This window comes from Paenibacillus turicensis (genome assembly GCF_050461185.1).
Taxonomy (GTDB): domain Bacteria; phylum Bacillota; class Bacilli; order Paenibacillales; family Paenibacillaceae; genus Fontibacillus; species Fontibacillus turicensis_A.
This window is the reverse complement of record NZ_JBCMOR010000005.1, coordinates 455,596-478,160: the sequence shown is the minus strand read 5'-3', so window position 1 is coordinate 478,160 and position 22,565 is coordinate 455,596. Positions and strand designations below refer to the sequence as shown.

Genomic DNA, 22,565 nt, shown 5'->3' with positions numbered 1-22,565 from the left:
GGTTTTGCCCATAAGATCGGTTACAATCCTGTTATTCACTTTTAACTACACGCTCTATATGAATCGTCAAGTACAACATTTCTTCATTGGATAAGGAACGACCATATATTTTCTGAGCATAATCTTTAATTTTCTCTGCACAAGCGTAGGATGAGCTGTATTGTTGCTTAACCATATCATGCAGGGAGTTGTCAGTTTCTTTGTTGCTGCTTGAAGTACCTGATAAAATTCGTTGTGCAAAAAACTTTAAATGGGTTAAAAAACGATAATAACTTAGAGACTCTTCATCTAAATCTATAACAAACGATCTTCTAACGATATTGATAATATCTTTAACAATATTCGTCATCGTTACCGTATCTCGCATCTCCACATTAAGCTGTGCATTCACAAGATGTAACGCAATAAAACCGCCTTCATCTTCAGGAAGCGTTACCCCTAATTTATCTGTAATAATCCCTAATGCTTTTACGCCAATCGCATATTCTTTACGGTACATTCTTTTTATTTCCCAGAGAAGGGCATTTTTAATTTCCATACCTAACCGATAGCGTTCGATTGCAAAATGAATATGATCTGTTAGAGAGATATAGATACTATCATGAAGTTTCCCACCTAAAACACCTTGCGCATATTGGATAATTTCATCAGATATATCCATATACTCCATAGGAATATCAGAAAGTAAAGTCATGAGCTTTTGAGAAACTTCTCGATTTTCTAGAGTGAAAATCTTCTCGATCCGCTCTTCTTCAATCTCATCCCCTGGTTGCTTCTTAAAAGCTATACCTCTACCCATTATCACTGATTCTCTGTGTTGATCGTCAATAACTGTAATGACGTTGTTATTCAACACCTTAGCTATTCTCATCCCCATCACCTTAGAACACTATTTGTAGTATGAAAAAAACGCTTACCTCTGCACTCTATAAAAAGCAAAAGCAAAACCCAAACCGACACCTTGTGCCTGTTTATGGTTTTGCCTGATATTTCAGTAACAATCCATGTTTAGTAAGTGTGTCTATTTGGTTCTATAACATACTATCATACTCATCTTAGGTTGACAACTCTAATCGACAAACACTTACAGTATTAATACATTAATTTACCAAATAACTATTTGTCACTCTTTCCCCTTGCTCTTTTACACCATCTTTAATCGTCCAATGTTTAGATTTAACTCTATAATAATATCCAGTAGATACTTTTCTATCATTAGAAGCAATAAGATAACTAGCATTTGATTTCGTAGAGGCTCCACTAGAATATACATCAATCCAAACAGAACCGTCCCATCTTTGTAGAACAAAACTTAAACCAACGGTTGAAACTTTAGATTTTGCATTGGTTTCAACACTAATCGTAATATTACCATCTTTTTTATTTGAAATTATTGCAGAACCGTTTTCTAAACTCTTAAAAGTAGGATCAAACACTGAAAAAGGCGTAATAATAATTCCTGATGGCTTGATTTGCTGAGCAGTGGGCAATGACGCTGCCTGTACAGCTGCACTAATAGTAATTGTACCAAACACAACTACACTTGCTAGCATTACAGCTTTTTTAAGATTAGAATTTTTTTTCATATTGATTGCCTTCTTTCCTTTTATAGTAAAAATAGCATTCAATATAACAACGATTACAACCACCTATAAGTTTCCTTTATTCGAATTTATATCTATTTTATTAAAAAATATTTCCAAAATCATATAAATTACTAGTTTGATCCTAAACTTAACCTCAAATATTTAGATTCACGCTCATCTCTTTAACAAAAACAGCCGTGCCCCTAATTCGAACGTCCATCTCATGTTGATCGCGGCTTACCTTCACTTGAACTCTTCCCTCTCTCCCCATTTCATGCCCTTGCTCAACTACAAATTGAATCTCATTCGCCTCTTGATCTACATAGTTTAAATAATAAGCTCCCATCACCCCTGAGGCAGTGCCTGTTACTGGGTCTTCTGTTGTCCCAGAATAAGGTGAAGAAAAATGCCTCGCATGCATCATGTTATCAGCATCACGAGTTTCAAAGCAGAAGGGATGTAACGATGCCTTAGGGTTTTCTAACAAAATATTAGGAAACTGAGAAGAATCTGGTTTCATTTTCGCAAAAGCACTCAGATGACGTATAGGAATGAGCAAAGTCCAAGTGCCTGTACTTCCATATACAATTGGTTTACTTAGGTCTATATCATCTGTAGTTAAATGAATCGCCCCTGCAAGCTTCTCCACATCCCCTTCAAACGGTACAAAACGGGGTTGATCCTGCTTCATTTCAATAAGTAATGTATCACCATCTCGCTCAAACTGAATTGGAAGCACACCTACTTTTGTTTCAATTGTGATGGATTCCTTCCCCTCTAATAAACCACGACTCTTCATACCATAGAGCGCCGCCATTGTTGCATGTCCGCAAAGATTAATCTCATGACCTGGTGTATAATAACGTAGCCGAACATCTGCCGTTTCCGATTTTAATATAAAAACGGTCTCGTTAAATCCCACTTCATAAGCTATCTGCTGCATTTCAGCTTCACTTAGATGTTCCGCTTGGAAAACAACACCTGCTGGGTTTCCTTTATCTGGAGTGTTTGAGAAAGCATCATAGTGATACACTTGAATGGTACGCTTCATGTTATCATCCTCTTCTTTTTAGTTTTATACTAATATATAGTAAAAAGTTTGAGTTTTATCTAGATACAGCAGTGATTTTCAAGTCTTCAAAAAAACGATATTTCCCAGAATGATAACCTTCTGTATCTTCTAGCCATGAATCGTAATCGTCATTCATTGAGGTCACTAGTTCACCCTTATAAAGTAAACCGGATGCATTATACACATATACATACAAATGTCTGTAGCCTTCTTTGGCCTTAACCTCGGAATCTTCTTTCGCGTCCTTTGCTTTATCATTTTGTACCTTTTGATTTTCTGTTTGCTCCTGCTCCATGCGTATAACATATAAATGATTTTGTAGGTAAGCCACTTGTCTAACACCAATTAGAGCAGTCGCTGATTCCTTTGGATTGCTAAAAGATGACTTCAAAACGGATAGCAAGCTTACGTTGTTTTTCATATCTATACTTACAAATAATACATCTCGGTTTACCTGGCCCTCTGTCACGATATTAAAGCTCAAATTCAATACGCCATTATTCTCATCCCGATAAACGTTATAACCATAGGATTGCACAACTGTTTTTCCCTCTAAAGACGGGTTTGAGACACTATCATTTAGATCAGTTTGTACATAGACATCGTTAACTTCAACGACTCCTATCTCCTTACCGGAAACGCTATCATAAGCTTGAATAACTAATTTTCCATCCTTAGACATCACAACTGCTAATTGTTTACCAACTGATTCTAAGCCCAAAACCTCAATATTTCTCGGTTGTTCCTTCTGAGTTGAAAGTGCATTCTCCTTTAAATCAATCGTAGCAAGCTTGCGCGAGTTGGATTTGTCTTTTTTCTGCTTAAAATCTAATTGATAAATGCTATTTTCGCCCGCATAAGCTGCATTGTTAGGGACTATAAAAAACATTTGATCATCCACATCCGTTAATCCATACTCTAGTGGATTGGTGAACTTAGTATTTGCCAACTTGTCATCCTTAATTTTTCCCAATTGATAGGTTATGGAAGACGGCACCACAGCACTTCGGGTCTGCTCCCCATCTTTTTTACTTCGATCCTGTTCTAAAATTTTAAAGTTTTGCTCCCCATACACAGTATAATATTTATCGCCAACCCCTAATTCCCCACCTAATGTATAAGGTCTTAATTCGATAGGCTGCTGCTTACGAAAATATTGTGTGGTTGCTTTCACCTCATGCCCGATCCAATCAAAGAAAGTTGTTTGCTTTCCATTTCGCAATACGCCACTTATTTTGACCTGTGATAATAGGGATGAATCACCTGATATATCTTTTACAACAAAAGATTCTTTCTCCTTTTTATCAAAAACACCCGTATACCAAACTACAACGACAGCTAGTACTGTTATTACTGCTAATGCAGTCATCATCCGTCTTGACCTGCCCATATACTCCCTCCAATTGTAAATTATTTTAACTCTGAGAACTGGCATAACTCTAATATTTCATTAGAACGATAATCGTTCCCATTTCTTTGATCATATTTATAAGCATAGTCTAACGCTGTGTTTTTGTAATATTTTCCCAATTGGGCTACATTACGACTGAGATGCAAACAAGGATGCTCCAAAGGAAGTCGCACATCAAATTGTATATTTTCTTGCTCTATACGTGAAAACAATTTTGATGCGAAGGCACTAAAATACATAATAATCTCAGGGTCCTCTTGGTTTAATGAGTGCACCACATTTTCCTCAAAAACTTCCAATGCTTTAATAGGATCAGTGTAAGTCAAATAACTTATATGTAACCCTAACTGAAATAAATAGTCTCGTCTTCCCTTTATTAATTCATAACCTTTACGCTGCCATTCATCTGCTTCTTCCTTAAGTCCTAAACGTAATAATGTCATTAACACCAATGGAATAGTCGTCTCTAAACTTACATCACACTTTAATTTCTCAGCAAGAATCGGTTCAGCAGCGTGTAATATTCCTTCATCATTACCTAATATTGCTTGAACACCTATGTGTGAGGCTTGTTCACATGCTTGACAATTACTCATTTCATCCCTTTCCATCGTCTGCACAAGCTTATAATATTCAATTCCCTCGTCTAGATCACCCATTCTAATTGAAACTATCATTTTATAATAATAATAGGTACGATCACTATAACCTTCAGCAGCAAAACGAAGCTTCATATCCTCAAGTAAGTTTTCAATCTGTATTCGATTAACCTCCGGAAAGCAGGTGATATGACCTGAAATATACATATATTTCCATAATAACGAATAACCACTAAGCAGCTCAGGATATTTATCCTTCATCCCTACGAGCCATGAAAAAGCAACCAATGCTTTTAAAGGGTATCCTTTAAAGGTGCATAAATCTACCATTTCCTCCCGTGCCTTAAACCCTTGCTCAATGTCTTTTCGCGTATCCGCTACTCTAACCGCCTGCTCTAACAAAGCAAGCTTTGCATCCCCATCCGGTAAACGTAACGCTTGATCCATCAATTCATCAAAGTCGATTGCATTGAATTCACTGTTCATTTGGTTCCCTTCTTTTCTTGATAGCTTTACTTTGAAAAAAAAGTCCAAGCTCCTTAATAAGAAGTTGGACTTTATTACAAGTGTACAATCAGTACTATTGTAAGCGATAGGTGGATAATTTTTCAACTAGTGTTACATGGTAACTATTTTTATTGCGGTGATCTAGCTTTTCAGCAGTGGCAAGTGCTAATGACTTGAAATAACGTGATAAGGCTTGCACATCACTACTTAGATGCTCACATGGATGACCTGTAGGCAATTTAACCTGATAATTTATATCTTCTTCTGCAAGTCTACTGAAAAGGTTAGCAGAATGTGCGTTAAAAATCATTACGTCTAATGGATCTTCATGATCCATAGAGGAAGCGACATATTCCTCGAACACTTCTAATCCTTTGATCGGGTCAGTTAACGTTAAATAACCTACATGCTCTCCTTGATGATACAAAAAGTCACGATTCCCTTTAATTAACTTGTAGCCCTTACGCTGTAATTTATCTGCTTCCTCCTTACGTCCTAAACGAAGCAATGGGAATAATACTTTACTAATTGTAACATGCGGAACCTCACCACAGCTCATTCCACCTTTAAGGATCGGTTCAGAAGCCTTGATTGTTCCTTCATCATCCCCTAGCCTAGACATGAACTCAACTAATCTATTTTGCTCACAAGCTAAGCAATCACTCATATCATCTCGTTCCATCGATTGTACAATTTCCCACTCCGCCTTTGCAGCTTCCAGCTCTCCAAACTCTGTAAATGTATGTCCTTTATAATAATGATAGGTACGATCACTATATCCTGCTGCCAAGTATCTTGTTTTCATATCAGCTAATAGGTTCTCAATTTGTGTACGACTAATATCTGCGAAGGAAGTAATTCGATCAAGCACCCATTTGTAGGACCATAATAATGAATATTCATCAAAAAGCTCAGGATTTTTATCATATTGACCTAATTGCCATGAAAACGCTACTAACGCCTTCATTGGATAACCATGAAAGCTTCCAAATTCCACAATTTCACTTCTCGCCTCAAAGCCTTGTTCTATATCTCCAGCAGCATCTGCAACACGCACTGCTTGCTCTAATATGTCCAGTTTGGCTTTGCCATCGGGCAAGCTATAGGCTTCTTCCATTAATTCATCAAAATCCATTTCAGCAAAATTCATATTAATTTTCTCCACCTTCCTGATTTACGCTCATTCCCCAGTCAATAAAACGTACAATTCCTTGATTTAATAACGCCATCTCTTGCCTACTCATCGGATAATGTCCCATCATTAAGGCATTGCAATATAGCATTTCAACTGCGGCCCCAATCATATTTCGATTCGTAGAATTAAATACTTTCTCCACAACAGGATTGTTCAAATTAAAATACAAAGTTGCATATGCAGAATCTTTAAAAGAAGCACCTAATGATCCAAGCACAGACGACAATACATCTGTTGTTGTTTCTTTCGCAGCCTCAAGCGAGCGGAGACTAGCCGATTCCTCGGATAAGGTGTATAACACTGGAATATCCTCAGGCTTAAAGCGTCTAAGCTGAACTTGACAACGAAACTTTTGCAATACACTATCTGCAAAACGAGTCGCTTCATAAAACTGCATTCTTTCTTCTGCCGTCACATCTGTGAATGACAAGGACACATCCTCAGGTAACAATCTCTCCACCTGAATATTTTGATTAATTAAAGGCAAGGCAGACAGTAGCTCCGCATCATATATATAACCACCATTTACAACAAGCATCGATTGGGCGGAGGCCACATGCGTAATTTGACGATATTCATCTAGGGTAGCAGTAAAATATATATGCTTATGCTCTGAAATTAAATCCCCCAAGGACTTTGTCCCAAACGTAGTTTCAAAAGGTAACCAAGCGTGAATAATAGAATAAAATTCAGGGTCTGCCACAGCCAGCGCCTTCATTGACAATGCATGCAAATGAATAATAGCTTGTAATCGTTCAGGATTATATTCCGCCATCGAAATTAATTCCTTACGAATCGCATCACCAAGTTCCTCACGCACCTGCTCTAATTTTTCATTTTCATAAAAATGCTCCCTTGAGGCCGTAGGCTGAAGCTCATCTGTCCAAACTAGACATTTCACAAAAAAAGTCCAATCAGGCAAAATATTTGTAGCAGCCTCGGATACAAGCATATGCTTCAAATAAACACGATGATTCCGCTTGGCATTCAGATTCACTGCATGTGGCAATATAAACGCAATGCCTCCTGTACGTCCAGATGAGGTTTGGAGTGGAATAAAATCTCGGAAACGTTCCCCAAGCAACTGTTCTCCAAAAGCCAGCACTTCCTCACGGTGATTTCGGGCTTGTAGTGGCTCCTTAACCCATACTGGTGATGTTGGATTAATCTGTCTCGTGTGCTCCTCACCACGCAAAATAATAGGGTAAGGTAATAAAGCACCATAATAATAAAGCCAGTTTTGCAAATTTTGCTCATCAAAATAAACTTCACAACCTGCTTTACAACGCAAATAAACCTTCGTTCCAGGGGATAGTGGTTCGAGCTTACGAATCGTATACGTACCGTCTGGCTTACCTCTCCACTCTAATGCGGGCCCACCTTTGGCAGATTGAGTGAGCATAACGATCTCATCACTCACCATAAAGCAGGACAATAACCCAATCCCAAAACGACCAATAAAAGAATCATTGTTAGATAAAAAATCATCGCCTCGTTTAGACGATTGACCAATCATCGCTAAAAACTCATGTACCTCTGCTTCATTTAGACCGATCCCATTATCCTCTACTATAAGGGTTGCTCCAGCACCAACACCATTCACTTCGATGTTAATTTGTCCTATGTAGTCCTCATCTGCTTGTGCTTGTCGTGCCGTAATGGCATCTACCCCATTTTGCAATAACTCTCGTAAATATACTTTGGGATTGCTATAGAGGTGGTTAGATAAAATGTTAATCATCCCACTTAAATTGACCTGAAAACGATAAGTATCTTGATTTTCCATTGTGCTACTCCTATCTTATTAAAATTAATTACTATGATTGAATCTAAATAAAGTTGAGTGATTGACAATTATGGAGATGGTTGCTACGAGACAGAGGGTTCTTCCAATCATTGTTAAAACCAGATTCCATTTATCATATCAACTTAATGGTTGAAATCTGGTTTTAAGAGATGAACGTTTCACTTCTAATTTAGTTCAACCTAATAATCATTACTTAACAAATATATGTGGTAAGATTATTTAATAAATTTAACCAAATGAGATAAGTCTGAAACTAGTTCGGCAAGTTCCACCAAATGGCGTAAAGCCAGTAACAAGTATTTTCATAGATTTCTCCTTTTTTGGCAATAGTAAGCAAGTACTAAAATCAGTTTAAAAGGAACGAATGTTTGTCTTCAAATTTATTCTTTACTATATGAGGAATAGGTAGGATAATGAATAAAAATTCAAAGGGGATGTGAGGATTGAAAATAAGAATAGCAACAATAGATGATTTACCCCAATTACTTGAGATTTATAATTATGAGGTTTTAAATGGCGTGGCTACGTTTGATTTAGCACCAAAGACAACCGAAGAACGGACTGAATGGTTTTATAAGCATAATTGTAACAACCATCCCCTTATTGTTGCGGAAATTGAAGGTCAAATCGCTGGTTATGCTAGCTTATCCCCATACAGGGATAAAGAAGCCTACAATTCCACAGTGGAGTTATCGGTATACATAGCAGCTAAGTTTAGAAATCAAGGTGTTGCAACTACTTTGATGACTGCGATCATCGATATGGCTCAAAAAAATAATCTTACCCATATGATCATATCCGTAATTACAGCAGGGAATGAGGGTAGCCGTCGGCTTCATGAGAAGTTTGGCTTCACATTTTGTGGTGTAATACCAGAGGTTGGATTTAAATTCGGGAAATACCACAGTATTGAAAATTACAGTTTAAAGGTGTAGCAACAAGGTTAAACCAATCAAAAAAAGTTGATTGGAAAACGAAATGTTCTCCAACCAACTTTATATTACCTATAAAAGTATTCCATAAAATTATTAATTAAGACAAGCGTCCACTATAATCCTCAAAACCAAATTGACGAATGACCTTTATACCATCCTTGTCATTGTAGCTACAGATCGAAGGTAGGTTAACGCCATTAAACATATGGTTTTTGACCATCGTGTAATGTGCCATATCACAAAATACGAGACGATCACCCGGTTTCAGTGGTTCTTTAAAGGAATAGTCACCGATGACATCTCCAGACAAACAAGTTAAACCACCTAATCTGTAGGTATAAGCATGTTCACCTGGTTCTCCACCACCAATAATGTTAGGACGGTAAGGCATTTCAAGCACGTCTGGCATATGACAAGTTGCAGATGTGTCGAGAATCGCAAGATCCATGCCATTGTTCATGATATCCAATACAGTCGTTACAAGGTAACCTGTGTTAAGGGCAATAGCTTCGCCTGGTTCAAGATATACCTTCACATCATATTTATCTTGAATATGATTGATACAACGAATCAAAGTATCAAGATCATAGTCAGGACGGGTAACATGATGACCACCACCAAAGTTGATCCATTTCATTTGATAGAAATATTGACCAAACTTCTCTTCAATCACTTGAAGCGTCCGTTCTAACGTATCGGAATTTTGCTCACACATCGTGTGGAAATGTAGTCCATCAATCCCTTCAAGCTCTTCTGGCTTAAAGTTAGCAAGTGTAGTACCCATACGTGAAAAGGGAGAACAAGGGTCATAAAGTGGTGTAGCAAGCTCAGAATATTCTGGATTAATCCGAATGCCACATTCAATTTTTTTTCCTTGAACAGCTTGTACCTTTTCTTTGTGTTGCTGCCACTGGCTAAAGGAATTAAACACCATATGATCTACATAACCAAGAAGCTCGTCCATTTCAGAGGGCACATAAGCTGGAGCATAAATATGAACCTCTTTACCCATCTTATCATGACCCAATTTGGCTTCAAATAAGGAGCTAGAAGTAACTCCTTTTAAATATTTACCGACTAATGGGAATGTAGAAAACATTGAAAATCCTTTTAGCGCTAACAAAATACTACAACCGGTCGCTTGCTGAACCGAGTCTAACACTTTAAGATTTTTTTCCAATAATCGCTCATCAACAACATAACTAGGTGTAGGTGCAGTGCTGAAATCAATATTCATTGCCATCACCTAATCCAACAAAGTTGGCGAGTGATCTTCTTGCCAAGGCAATCCATGTTTATTGAGTGCATCCATAAATGGATCTGGATCAAATTCCTCAACGTTGTACACGCCTGGTTTATTCCAAATGCCTTTAATGATCATCATTGCCCCAATCATCGCAGGTACACCAGTTGTATAAGAAATCGCTTGTGAGCCAACCTCTGCATAACATTCTTCATGGTCACAAACATTGTACACATAATACGTTTTAGGCTTGCCATCTTTTGTACCTTGAATAATACAACCGATATTTGTTTTACCTTTTGTTCTTGGTCCAAGTGAAGCTGGGTCAGGTAAAATAGCCTGCAAAAATTGCAATGGGATAATTTCTTCTCCATTAAATTGGATTGGCTCAATCGAAGTCATTCCTACATTCTCTAGTACTTTCAAATGATTAAGATAGTTATCAGAGAACGTCATCCAGAAACGAATACGTTTTACACCCTTGATATTCACCGCCAAGGATTCCAATTCTTCATGGTACAACAAGTAAATATTTTTAGGCCCAATTTCAGGCAGATCGTATTCTTTTTTATGTGAAAGTGGTGGTGTTTCAATCCATTTACCATCTTCGTAGTAACGACCATTAGCTGTAATCTCACGAATGTTAATTTCAGGGTTAAAGTTCGTTGCAAATGGATAACCGTGGTCACCCGCATTTGCATCTACGATGTCAATAGTATGGATTTCATCAAAATGGTGCTTTTGAGCATACGCAGCAAATACGCCAGTAACACCTGGGTCAAATCCACTTCCTAGTAAAGCAGTAATGCCTGCCTTTTCAAATTTCTCACGATAAGCCCATTGCCATTTATATTCGAATTTAGGTGTATCAGGTGGTTCATAGTTCGCAGTATCCACGTAGTGAACACCTGTAGCAAGGCAGGCATCCATAATGGTCAAGTCCTGATACGGCAACGCAACGTTAATGACAACATCCGGACCAAAATTTTTAATTAATTCAATAACCTCTTCGGTTTTATCAGCGTCCACCTGAGCAACTGAAATCTTGGTTTGTCCGCCATCTAATTTATTTTTTAGAGCTTCGCACTTTGCGATGGTCCTGCTAGCGATGCAAATCTCTTCAAAAACGTCCGGATTTTGACAACACTTATGCACTACAACACTAGCGACGCCGCCGGCGCCGATAATCAAAGCTTTTCCCAACATTAATACCTCCTCAAAGTTCCATATAAAAAATCAACAAAGCTGATTATACAAAAAACATCGCAAATAATCAAGAAAAACGACAAAAAATGATATTTAGTCAGCAAAATCTCAATATATTTTTAGAAATGCTCATAAATTCATAAAAATGCTCTATTTTTCATATGAAGCTATTTAAAAAAAGTTGAAAATAATCAGGATGAGCTATAACAACAGTATGCGCTAGTTATGTAACAACTATTAAAGGAAAATGTAAATGTATCCATTATCAATGATTATTAATTTTTATGCATAGTTTACGATTAGCTATAGATAAGCCATATAGTAGAAAGAAAAAAACTCCGTAAGAAATAAAAGAAACTTTTCCTTTACCTCAAAACGGAGTTATTTTGACATGGATTCACACTTAAGGTCTTGCAGCTGCTTCAATATATTTGTATGCCCAATGTTCCATAGGAACGTCGTTAAAGCTAGGCATAGCTCCTAGCTGAGCTAGCTCACGATGAAAAACTAGATTTAACACTTTCACAGCCTCTGCTCTAGTGATAGCTACATTTGGCTTAAATGTTCCATTCCCATAACCTTGCATTATTTTAGCTTGCTCAGCCGCTTGAATAGCAGTGTATGCCCAATGTGTTGCGGGTACATCGCTAAACGTGGTTGATTCTGCTCCTACAGCCGAAGAAGTCCCTTGGTTGCTCAACAGGTGATCCACAATGACAGCCATCTGCGCTCTTGTTACCTTTTGCTCTGGCGCAAATACAGTCTTGGAGATTCCCTTCATCACACCGTATTTTACTACTTGCATAATTTCAGATTGCGCCCAACTCTTAGTTACATCAGAGAAGTCAGGGGCCATATCTATTAGCTTCAAATTTAACCCTTTAGCTAGCATTGCTGCCATTTGTGCTCTTGTCACTACTGCATTAGGCTTAAAGCTTCCATCTGTAAATCCAGTAATATAAGGAACTGATTTAGATTGATCAAACAACCAATCGATGAGCTTTGTATCATTGAATGCAGGTGCCCACGACCAATGGCGCAACCCACCATATAGTCTCATTTCATCCATTTCCTCATCACTATAAAATTTAGCATGAACTTTAGTGCTCCCTAACTCCTTTAGTGCTTGATAAGCTAGCTTACTTGTTCGACTATCTGTGGTTGGATCTCCTTCAGCATGAATAATCCATAAAGGAATATCAACTAAATTTTTAAGCTCTTGTTTAAATACCTCTACAGAACCTGTATAATCCGCTACCGTATCCTTTGCCGCTATTGCGATTGCACCAGCAAACAAATCAGGATATTGCATCAAAAATCTAAGTACGCCCCCACCACCACTGGACACACCAACGACATAAATTTTATTTTTGTCGACCTTACCTTCTGCTACCATTTTATGAATTAATTCTTTTTGTGCTGTAAAATATTGCTCCATGATAGGCAGTTGCTCTTTATTTTTATAAATCGCCCAGCCGTAATTTTCAGGGTATTGAATGGCTAATACTGAAGTATCGTGACCAGACTCTGACCAGACCACAGCACCTTTATTTTCAGTTAACTGCTTTAAATTATCGGTACCAACCTCACCCCCACCATGCAACCAAACTACTAGCGGTTGTGGTGTAGCTGCTTTACTTAAGTTAAGGCGATATTTAAGTTCAATTCCATTACTTGCCTTAAAGCTACCTGCCTTAAAATCATCTACTGTTCTTGTATTTACTTTAGTAACGTTAGACTTATTAAAAGATAATTCAGGATATTTTACATTTTTAACTTCGAATTCAGATACATATCCGCCTGGATATTTAAAAGCCTTCACATCTAACATAATTTTATTATCTTTAATACTTAGCTTAATTCCATCATCCTCATAATTATTTTGAGCGATCTTTCCTTCCTTATTTAAAGGATACCCATCATAATTACCAGTGATTTCGAAATCCCCCGCCTTTAAATCTTGGTAAGGAGTCATATCGTTAACTTCAATTTCAAATGAATATACCATCGGTCCACCATCGCCTATATACGTGTTAGCAACAATGCCCTTTACCGTTCCCTTACTGTTACTGTTTTCTGCTTTAACTGTGTGAATTGGGAAACCTGCAACAACCAATGTCATCACAATAGCCACCATGAAGCTTAGCTTCATTTTTTTTAATGCCATACTTATTCCCTCCTGTAGTTTTTTTATAGGGTTATGAAATAAAAAAACCTGAACCAACATACTACGAAAAAATTCGCAGCCATGTTTTAGCTCAGGTTTCGCCCGTACAAAGTACGGTAACAATCCATTATTATATTTACTACCTTATCTAATTATGAAAGCGGTGTCAATATATAAATATAATTCCCACTAAACATTAAATACATAAAATTCATAAAAAATATTATATTGACATAAACTGGCATTCTAAGTATAATCCGACTATCAAGGTATATTAAATATGATTTAACATTGAAAGGAGTGATGCTTATATAACATAACTAGCTATAGCTTTATGTATTTCTGTTTACCTCGTAAGACCACCTCAGAATTGCTCTAAGCTCTTAAAGAACCTTTATGCTTGCCGCACCTGTGTTGATCAGAAAGAAACAAAAGCCATAAACAAAAAAGAGGCTTAAAATTAAAGAGGAGTGGATATTATGAGAAAGCGTTTAGCTTCCATCTTTGTAACCACAGCATTGCTTTTAACAACACTGGCACCGGCAGGAGCATCTGAAATTCATGCACAAGCCTCGCAAGTCCCTAGCTTTATTGATGAATTATGGGTTGCACCAGAAGGCTTATCTCAAGATGAGAAGGTGTATAGCTATTTGGAACAGCATAAAGATACTTTACAATTAGGAGCAGAAATTCAGCAAGAGCTAAAAATTCAATCCGCAGAAAAAGATGATCAAACAAACACAGAACACTATAAGCTCCAACAATACGTTGGCGATATTCCTGTATACGGTGCACAACAAACGGTGCACTTTGATGCACAAGGAAATGTGACAGCCTATTTAGGTAAGGTATTCCCTGATGCAGCAGAAATTGCGAATGGTGCTGAGGCAAAGCTGTTGCCAGAAGAAGCTATCGCCATTGCAAACAAGGATTCCGAGCAACAATACGGACAACTTGGTTCACCAGATAAAGCACCTGAAGCGAAGCTATATGTTTATGAACTAGATGGTAAATTTTTGCTCACTTATGTAACAGAGGTCACTGCGCTTGATCCTGAACTTATTCGTGATCGCTATTTTATTGATGCAGTCAGTGGTGATATATTACAAAAATATAGTTTAATAGGAGCGGCAGTAGGCACAGGTAAAGGTGTACTAGGGGATACAAAAACATTCACAACTACACAAAGTGGCTCTACTTATCAGCTAAAAGATACGACACGTGGTAAAGGAATTACGACGTATACTGCGCGTAACACTACTTCTATTCCTGGAACTCTACTAACAAGCACTAATAACAACAACTGGACCGATGGCGCTGGTGTAGACGCACACGCCTATGCAGGAAGAGTATATGATTTCTACAAAAATAAGTTTAATCGTAATAGCTTAGATGGCAAAGGCATGGAGATTAAATCAACTGTTCATTACTATCGTAACTGGAATAACGCCGCTTGGACAGGATCACAAATTATATATGGTGATGGGGATGGCGTTAATTTCAGAGCTTTCTCTGCCGATGTTGACGTTATTGGCCATGAATTAACACATGGGGTTACAGAATTTACAGCCAATCTTGAATATTATGGTCAACCTGGCGCATTAAACGAATCGATTTCAGACATTATCGGAAATACCATCGATGGTACAAATTGGTTGCTTGGTGATTTAATCTATACCCCTAACATTCCAGGGGATGCGCTTCGTTCCTTATCTAACCCTCCATTATACGGACAACCCGATCATTTCAGTAACCTTTATACTGGTTCACAGGATAATGGTGGTGTTCACACAAATAGTGGCATTAACAACAAAGCCTTTTATTTATTATCTGAAGGCGGAACCTTCCATAATGTCAATGTAACGGGAATTGGTAGAGACAAAGCCGTAAGCATCTATTATCGTGCACTCGTCTACTATTTAACAGTATATTCCAACTTTAGCGATATGCGTGTAGCTGCCATCCAATCTGCTAAAGATTTGTATGGTGTAAACTCCGCTGAGGTCACTTCTGTAACAAATGCATATAATGCAGTTGGTGTTTATTAAAAAATAAACAAAGCGTCCTCTGCATAAAAGTAGAGGGCGCTTTTAGTTAAACTTTATCTTTTTTATAATTATACTTCACGTTTCTGCTCTGGATGATAAATAATCCGTACGTAATCGTAATCCTTATTATCCATATCGCCCAAATACATGCGTTGATGCTCTGGAACAAGCTCATAAGCTTCCTTAAGCTTACTCCGTGAGTGTTCATTAGGATACTCTAAATAGTTGAAATAAGCTGCCCTACATTTTTCAATCACTGACTTTTCTCCTTTTACGCGACTACTAATATCCATAAACTCCTTGAATTTTTCTTCCACATCACAAGCATAACCTCCATCAATCACCGTCAATACCCCTAAATCATCCCAAACAATTGGCGTGCGTGTTTTGACCGAGGTAAAAAATATCCCTTCATCCCATAACTTACGCATTTGATCTAACTTAAACGTTAATTCAAAATGAGGGCAATAACAGATGACAGTATCATGACGGTAAACAAGGAGACGAACTAAGTAATTTCTACCACGATGCTTCATAAATATAGTAAACCCATCCCCTGGCTCAGTTGAATAACCTACCTCTTGGGTCACTACAAAATCTTCAGGTGAAGGTGAATATTTAACCCGACGTTCCTGCCAAAGCTTTTTTTCCTCATCAGAAATTTGATAAATATTTGTAAAGGAAGGGTTGAGTCCTCTCACCTTATCATGAATGTAATCCTGATACCGCGATTTATTCATCTGCCAATCGGCTGCTACAAGTTTATAATACCCTAAGCCATGGATTGAAATCCCTTCGCCAAGCGGGACCTTAGGCACAAGCCAACCTATATCTAGCTTTTCAGTTAGCCCCTCTAAATCTACTAATTCCCAGCAATTCACCATGCCATCTTCATAGACATCAATATAGTTAAAGAAGTATCTTCCTCCATTACATATAAAACCAGGCACTTTTACCCCTTCAATTGTTTTGGTCCTACGAATTTTTGACATTTCTTTTCTCCTTTTCTTGTTACTAAAGTGTATGTAAGCTTGAATCATTTGTGTCCAGCCTAAGTAAGCGGGTTATTTCCATGCTATCTTAACATGATATTCCTTTACAAGATGCTCTAGCCCTATCCTTAAAATAAAAGAAAAACAGGGTCGATAAACACCCACCAAAGATAAGTGTATCGCCCTATTATCGATTACTTGTATCCTGTATGAAGAAGCTGAACATAAGCGGCAACTTGAAAATAAATAGGCGCAACCTCCTGCTGCTTTCCTACGCCAAATACGTAATCACGACTATGCTGAATCAAGCTTGTAAGCAACGTAACTAAGAAGTCCATATGCAGGCTAGTACCTTGTAGCTTCATTTCCTCTAAAGTATCAATATCATGTTCCGCAAGCTGATCAATCCCTCTTAGCAGTAATTCTTGACACCAATCATCAATGGTACTAATTAAAGCTTCCTTCTGGTTCAAGCCTTCCCCCTCCTTTAGTATATGGCAAATGGACGGTGCTTGTTTATCCAAATTATAAGTCTAACAGTAGGCTTGTGACATGCCCTCCACTAAGAAAACTAATTGGATAAATCAAGTCATCCTCTATACGTACGAAGGCAATAAAATGACGATGCTTCTCATAGAAGGTTGCTTTCTCTAACACTTTCAATGCCTTCTCCCATTGTGACTGAAAAGGAATTGTAAACTGCACATGCTGCTCATCCTCAAGCAGTACATTCATGATGAGATTTTGAGATCTCTGATCAAAAGCACTCTCACAAATTTGTTGTACACGAAACAATACAAAGGATGGTGGTTTGCGTGTAAACAAGGAGGTTGTTGTCCCACTGTTGTAAGTAGAACATGATTTATGCTCATAACTTCCAAACTGCATATCCTCAACGAATTGACGTTCAGAAATAACTAATTTAGCAGTAGCGCTTGAGGATAACCGTCCTTCTTCATTCACCTTCATCCCCGTGAAGGAAACCTCTGATTTACTAAACTGCTTCAGCGATAAATCAAGCTGCCAAGGTGAATGCGCTTCATAATACTTAACATAATCAAAGGAGATATCGTCATAATAAATCGGACGTGATTCAGTATACGTGTAAATACGGCCATCCCCTAGACTATAAAAATAATACGTAATCCCTTTATATAACGATTTGCTTTGCCATGGTTCAGCACCAAGTCCATACAGATGGAGCATAGGCACCTCATAATATTTACTGCGAAAGCTACCTGTTAATTGTGCAAGCTCTTTCGCCCCAAGCTGTTGCTCCACTGGCAAAATCGATTGCCTGTGTAAAGCCTTTAGTGCAAGATACGTTTCTGTTATTTTTCCTAGTAATGTAACCATTGAAAAACGAATATGACGGGCAAAATAAAGCTCTAGCTCCGTTTTTATAGCATGAAGTCCGCGTTCGATGTTCGGTAAATCAGCGCTTCTTGCATGAACAGACATCGTGTCAAGTTGGATTGTGATCTCCTCTGGCAATCTTGTCAGTCCATTGCAAACTATACTTGTTAATAATTCCATACCTTCCTGTAAAAATCCTGCTGGAAAGGAGAGAACTCCCTTACGTGCAATAAGTGCTGGAGAATCATCGATCCCTTGATGAGCGCGATATCTAAGAAGAACCTCCAGTTTAATTAATTCACCTTCACGTTCCTTTAATGCACATAGCATTGTACCTTGCTCAGGAGTAAAGGCTACCTCCACCCCTCTTTTCACCATTTTAACCGTAAGTAAAGAGGATGCTGTAATCTCTAATTGCTCGTCATACCGCAGGCGAAAGGCAACCTCATCGATCATTGTAGGCGTATAGGATTGAAGCAATTCAGTCAATGGAATAGTAACAAGCCAACTAAAGTCTATTGTCTTATCCTTTTCCTCTAAAGCAACTTCTTCAAGATGGTTCTCTCGATAGTATAAAATAGCAATTAATACATGCTTGCATAGCTGTGAGGACGGACAACTACATGTCCAGGTGTCCAGAGAATTTGTCAAATAACAGATTGTATCATCGGACAATTCACACTTTACCTTGTCTAGTAAATCAAAATGGTAGGTGACCGTTAGACCCTTACTTATGTCCTTATTGGCGCGATTAAATAAGCCTTTATTACTGTAACGGACTAGTAGGTCATCCTCACACCGTGATATAAATGAATCAAACTGTCCCTTGAGGCTGGAATTTGCCACCCCGATCCCCTCCCCTATAGCTATACGCGACCAGCAGCACGCAAAATATCATACATCGTCTCACTGTACACACGTGGGGGGACTATACTAAGCTTCATCGCATCATTAGGTTGGAAATAATGATAACGTGTCTTTTTATTATTGAAAAAGCGTAATGCCTTTAGGGATATATCCTCCATCCCTTCATAATAAGATACACTCGTTCCACTAAATTCTAGCTCAGCAATAACTCCATCGTAATCCTTATATAAAAGATAATAGAAGCCTGCATCCTCAGCAGGACCTTTATACCAACCTAATTTCTCTAATGCTTTCGGGAATGCCGTTGGCGAAAAATCTCCTGCCGGCAAACTTGAGATTAATTCAGTATTTAGTTTTTCTTCCTCGTTCAAAAGATAAATTTGTCGATGGAGTTGGGTAAACGGTTGTATAATTTCATAGTCCTCTAACTGCTGTTGCCATGCCTGTAATGTCTCCGCATCCAGCTCAAGTGGCTGTACAAGACCAATCTTTGCATTTGCTGGCAATTCAAATTCCTCTTCATCCACAGTGTTAAAGGTTCCATCCTCCATATAACGGAAGGTATCTACTAGCTCTTCTCCCTCATAGACTCCCCAAATTAAGCCAATCGCAAATTTCTGCATAATGATATTGTTTACAAAAAGCTCCTGCCAATCTTCCTTGCTCCATAATCGTTGTTTGGACAATGATTCCTCTAAACGTAAAGCTTGAAGAGACACCATATTTTTTAAATCCTTTTTAAGCTGTGTCAAATACGCCTTTCCTTGAATAACTAGCTCTGGGTCATCCTTTTGCGTTGCAGCCGGAAGACTTTTCAACAGCTTGCCTGTTTCCTCATTGACAACAACAACTTGTAAATCTGCAGACACCTTCACAGTAAAGCTTCGCTCGCCATAGCTAATCGATTGCTCTCCTTGCTCATTAAAGCCAAGTGTGGTGATAAGTTTGTCCTCAAGCTGGGCTTGAGTTAAGTTCATATTTTCTGCGGCTAGCTGGAGTGCCTCATCAGCCATAGTTTTAACTTGGCGATTTTTGATCACACGTTTAAGTCGATCGATCATCATTAGTGCTGCCGTATCCTGCATAAACGATAATGCTCTAATCGCCTCAGCCGCTATCGCTCCACGACTATTTTCAGCCCAATCCTTGATTTGATCTCCTAACGTATTCATGACTTGTCGATCCCCAAATAAACAGCTTAAATATAACACCCATTTTTCCTTTGCAGGTGCGCCTTCTCCTATCCATAGCTGTAAAAGCTGAGCAGCAAATTGTGCTAATGAAGCTTGATCCACGTAGGCTGACACTTCTTTTAGCGTTAAATTAGGCTGGCTACTATACTCTAAAGACTGGCTCAGCAAATATAATTTAATGTTGTGGTCAAGTGGCTCTCCATTGTGATCCATTAAGGCTGGCATATGCTTTACAGGAATAAAGCTAAGACGCGCCTGCTTCTTGTCATCTAGTCTACTTCCCAATGCGGCATGGGCAACATGAATCCCTTGATCACTTGTCTCTAATAGAATAGTGAGCAATTCCTTCATAACGTCATTTTGCTTTTCCTTTAACAATGCAGTATAAGCCGCTTTACTGTCCTCCATACCACGAATGGCACTTAGCACCATTTCCTTGATCGTTGCTTTCTTTTCTGTTCTAAATAATTGCATGTATAATTCGGTATCTGGCTTACGGTTAAATTCCATTAATGCAATATTGTTGATCGCTTTAGAAGAATCCGTGAGTCCAAGACGAAGCGCTTCAGCAAACTGTTTTAGTGGTAAGCGCTCACGATTTGCAAATAACAGGTCGATTATAAATTGTCTAGATTGTGTCTCTAGCTTTTTAAATAGCGCAAGGGTTTGATCAATATGTGTACAAACAACATGACCAAATTGCTGCTGTAGCTCTGAGTTAGCGCCATAAGTATCTTCAGATTGAGTGAGAATACTTTCAACTAATGCCTTGCCATCTAGTGTAACATCATGCTCATATCGCTCTATTAAAGTTGAATAACTAAATTTATAGCCATCACTTAAAATCCGAATAACAAATGAAAGATTAACCTGGGGATGCATAAGCAACATAACAAAACGATGAAACTGCTCACTTTCCATTGGTAAAAATCCGATGGTGAACAACATTCGTCTTTGCTTACGGTCATATAAATTCTCTTTACCGTTTAAACCTTTATCCTTATCACCCTTCTCTAAAAAGTCTTCTATCGACAATTTCCCTTCTAAATATTTAGCAAAATAAGGGCTCACTCTAGAAATATCTCTTCGCTGGGCTAATGCTGAAATTACATGCTCCTCTAAAGTGCCTGTGAGTTGCTTTTGCACCTGTTCATTTTGTTCACTTAAAACTTTATATATAAACAGCTTAACAAATGGGTTTCCAACGATTTCATACGCCCGTAACGCTTGATCTAAATCACCCACAATTTTGTTACGCAAATTGTCCCAGGAAGGCCTTTGTGCATCTAGGTCAATTAGCAAAGTTTCAATTAGCTCATATGGCTCCTCATTACTTAAAATGCCTATAAAATCCCCTGGGCTTACGCCCTGATAAACATTCTTTTTCATCACTAAATTTTGTCTCATCTCAAATGGGAACATGTCATATAACACTTGTAGCGCCGAAATCAATTGCTCATCTATTCCATCTTTATGCTCTAAAAGAGCTTTTTTTCCGCCATGACGATTCATCCGATATAAAAATGCAGTAGAAACCTGCAACAAAATACTTTCAAATACATCTCTAGTTAACTGCTTCTCTTTATCTACACTAACATTAGAAAAATAATTCCGATGAAGCCGATCTCTAGTCGCTTGTACAAAATCAGGAGCAAGGTTTAGTGTTGAATCGTTATCCTTCAAAGGTAATGTATGAAGTATAATTTCTGATACACGATCATGAAGAGAGCTTTGTAGTATCTTTTCATCCCCTTGTAAAACAGCTTGAAGCAATGGAGGCAAAGTAGCGATATACTCCGCGGCTGTTGAAGGATTAATTTTTGCATATAAATCTAACAGCATTAGCAGCTGAGTGCCTTCATCTACCCAGCAAAGCTCCTTCCCCTCAAAATTATGATGCTTCATTCTAAATTTAAGCTCATCCTTAATAACCTCTTCACCAGCATATTTGCTTATCATCTGAAGACGGTATAACAAGCTTTCAAATTTATGAATATCAGATTTACTTTTCCCATTCAAGGCATCTACTTGAAAAGAATCTCCCAAGCTTAGGGAAAAAACATCATAATATCTATACGTACTACGTGACCATTTAGTGCTTGCTCGTAAAACAACAGCCGCCGCTCTATAAAATATTTCGCTATCATCCCTTTTACTTAACTTCGCTAGCTCTGTATAGGTATAATAGTGAAATGTGTTGGAATTTTGCAAAATATCAGGATATTGCTCTGTTTCACCAGTTACATACGCTACAATTTGATCGCTACGATCAATCGCCTTGGAATATTCATCAGAGCACTCCTTTGCAAACCTTTCAACAATTGCCATGACATCCATAGAAATAGATTTCATCTTATACTTCCTTTCCTATTAAGAAATAA

The 22,565-nt window shown here is 38.0% G+C and carries 16 protein-coding genes; 2 read left to right on the top strand and 14 right to left on the bottom strand.

Translation table 11 applies throughout. The features are described from left to right. Positions 1 to 31 precede the first annotated feature (31 nt). From licT to ABE099_RS04240, 7 genes are all read right to left on the bottom strand, one after another. A complete protein-coding gene (licT, locus tag ABE099_RS04270) occupies positions 32 to 871 on the bottom strand; it encodes a BglG family transcription antiterminator LicT (RefSeq protein WP_430027693.1) in 840 nt (279 codons plus the stop codon). A 229-nt stretch (positions 872 to 1,100) separates the two neighbouring features. Beyond that, positions 1,101 to 1,649 carry a hypothetical protein gene (locus ABE099_RS04265; protein WP_430027691.1) on the bottom strand — a complete coding sequence of 183 codons (549 nt, stop codon included), beginning with the start codon at positions 1,647 to 1,649 and terminating at the stop codon, positions 1,101 to 1,103. Between the two features lie 91 nt (positions 1,650 to 1,740). After that, the gene (locus tag ABE099_RS04260) at positions 1,741 to 2,637 is read right to left on the bottom strand and encodes a PhzF family phenazine biosynthesis protein (protein WP_430027689.1); all 897 of its coding nucleotides are present in this window, start codon (positions 2,635 to 2,637) and stop codon (positions 1,741 to 1,743) included. A gap of 55 nt (positions 2,638 to 2,692) precedes the next feature. After that, positions 2,693 to 4,048 (bottom strand): hypothetical protein, encoded by a 1,356-nt coding sequence (locus ABE099_RS04255; RefSeq protein WP_430027687.1) that lies wholly within the window; start codon positions 4,046 to 4,048, stop codon positions 2,693 to 2,695. Positions 4,049 to 4,068: 20 nt separating this feature from the next. Further along, positions 4,069 to 5,154: a hypothetical protein gene (locus ABE099_RS04250; RefSeq protein ID WP_430027685.1), complete on the bottom strand. Its 1,086-nt coding sequence runs from the start codon at positions 5,152 to 5,154 to the stop codon at positions 4,069 to 4,071. 94 nt (positions 5,155 to 5,248) lie between these two features. Continuing rightward, the gene (locus tag ABE099_RS04245; protein ID WP_430027683.1) at positions 5,249 to 6,325 is read right to left on the bottom strand and encodes a hypothetical protein; all 1,077 of its coding nucleotides are present in this window, start codon (positions 6,323 to 6,325) and stop codon (positions 5,249 to 5,251) included. Position 6,326: 1 nt separating this feature from the next. Continuing rightward, positions 6,327 to 8,156 carry an HSP90 family protein gene (locus ABE099_RS04240; RefSeq protein WP_430027681.1) on the bottom strand — a complete coding sequence of 610 codons (1,830 nt, stop codon included), beginning with the start codon at positions 8,154 to 8,156 and terminating at the stop codon, positions 6,327 to 6,329. Positions 8,157 to 8,620: 464 nt separating this feature from the next. Here ABE099_RS04240 and ABE099_RS04235 point away from each other — a divergent pair, with 464 nt between their 5' ends. Next, a complete protein-coding gene (locus ABE099_RS04235; RefSeq protein ID WP_430027679.1) occupies positions 8,621 to 9,112 on the top strand; it encodes an N-acetyltransferase family protein in 492 nt (163 codons plus the stop codon). Positions 9,113 to 9,209: 97 nt separating this feature from the next. Here the strand turns inward: ABE099_RS04235 and nspC are convergent, their stop codons facing one another. The 3 genes from nspC to ABE099_RS04220 all read right to left on the bottom strand — a co-directional run bounded on the left by nspC (position 9,210) and on the right by ABE099_RS04220 (position 13,728). Continuing rightward, the gene (nspC, locus tag ABE099_RS04230; protein ID WP_430030448.1) at positions 9,210 to 10,349 is read right to left on the bottom strand and encodes a carboxynorspermidine decarboxylase; all 1,140 of its coding nucleotides are present in this window, start codon (positions 10,347 to 10,349) and stop codon (positions 9,210 to 9,212) included. Positions 10,350 to 10,358: 9 nt separating this feature from the next. Continuing rightward, entirely contained in the window at positions 10,359 to 11,558 is a 1,200-nt protein-coding gene (locus ABE099_RS04225) for a saccharopine dehydrogenase family protein (RefSeq protein WP_430027677.1), read from the bottom strand. Positions 11,559 to 11,964: 406 nt separating this feature from the next. Next, positions 11,965 to 13,728, bottom strand: coding sequence for an S-layer homology domain-containing protein (locus ABE099_RS04220; RefSeq protein WP_430027675.1), 1,764 nt, complete (start codon positions 13,726 to 13,728; stop codon positions 11,965 to 11,967). Positions 13,729 to 14,207: 479 nt separating this feature from the next. Here ABE099_RS04220 and ABE099_RS04215 point away from each other — a divergent pair, with 479 nt between their 5' ends. Next, on the top strand, positions 14,208 to 15,776 hold the full coding sequence (locus ABE099_RS04215) for a M4 family metallopeptidase (RefSeq protein ID WP_430027673.1): 1,569 nt from the start codon (positions 14,208 to 14,210) through the stop codon (positions 15,774 to 15,776). A gap of 68 nt (positions 15,777 to 15,844) precedes the next feature. Here ABE099_RS04215 and ABE099_RS04210 read toward each other — a convergent pair whose 3' ends face one another. The 4 genes from ABE099_RS04210 to ABE099_RS04195 all read right to left on the bottom strand — a co-directional run bounded on the left by ABE099_RS04210 (position 15,845) and on the right by ABE099_RS04195 (position 22,536). Further along, the gene (locus ABE099_RS04210; protein WP_430027671.1) at positions 15,845 to 16,768 is read right to left on the bottom strand and encodes a DUF7638 domain-containing protein; all 924 of its coding nucleotides are present in this window, start codon (positions 16,766 to 16,768) and stop codon (positions 15,845 to 15,847) included. A gap of 194 nt (positions 16,769 to 16,962) precedes the next feature. After that, positions 16,963 to 17,241 carry a hypothetical protein gene (locus ABE099_RS04205; protein WP_430027669.1) on the bottom strand — a complete coding sequence of 93 codons (279 nt, stop codon included), beginning with the start codon at positions 17,239 to 17,241 and terminating at the stop codon, positions 16,963 to 16,965. Positions 17,242 to 17,293: 52 nt separating this feature from the next. Then, a complete protein-coding gene (locus ABE099_RS04200; RefSeq protein WP_430027667.1) occupies positions 17,294 to 18,970 on the bottom strand; it encodes an SWIM zinc finger family protein in 1,677 nt (558 codons plus the stop codon). Positions 18,971 to 18,990: 20 nt separating this feature from the next. Further along, positions 18,991 to 22,536: a DUF4132 domain-containing protein gene (locus ABE099_RS04195; RefSeq protein ID WP_430027665.1), complete on the bottom strand. Its 3,546-nt coding sequence runs from the start codon at positions 22,534 to 22,536 to the stop codon at positions 18,991 to 18,993. Between the last annotated feature and the right edge of the window lie 29 nt (positions 22,537 to 22,565).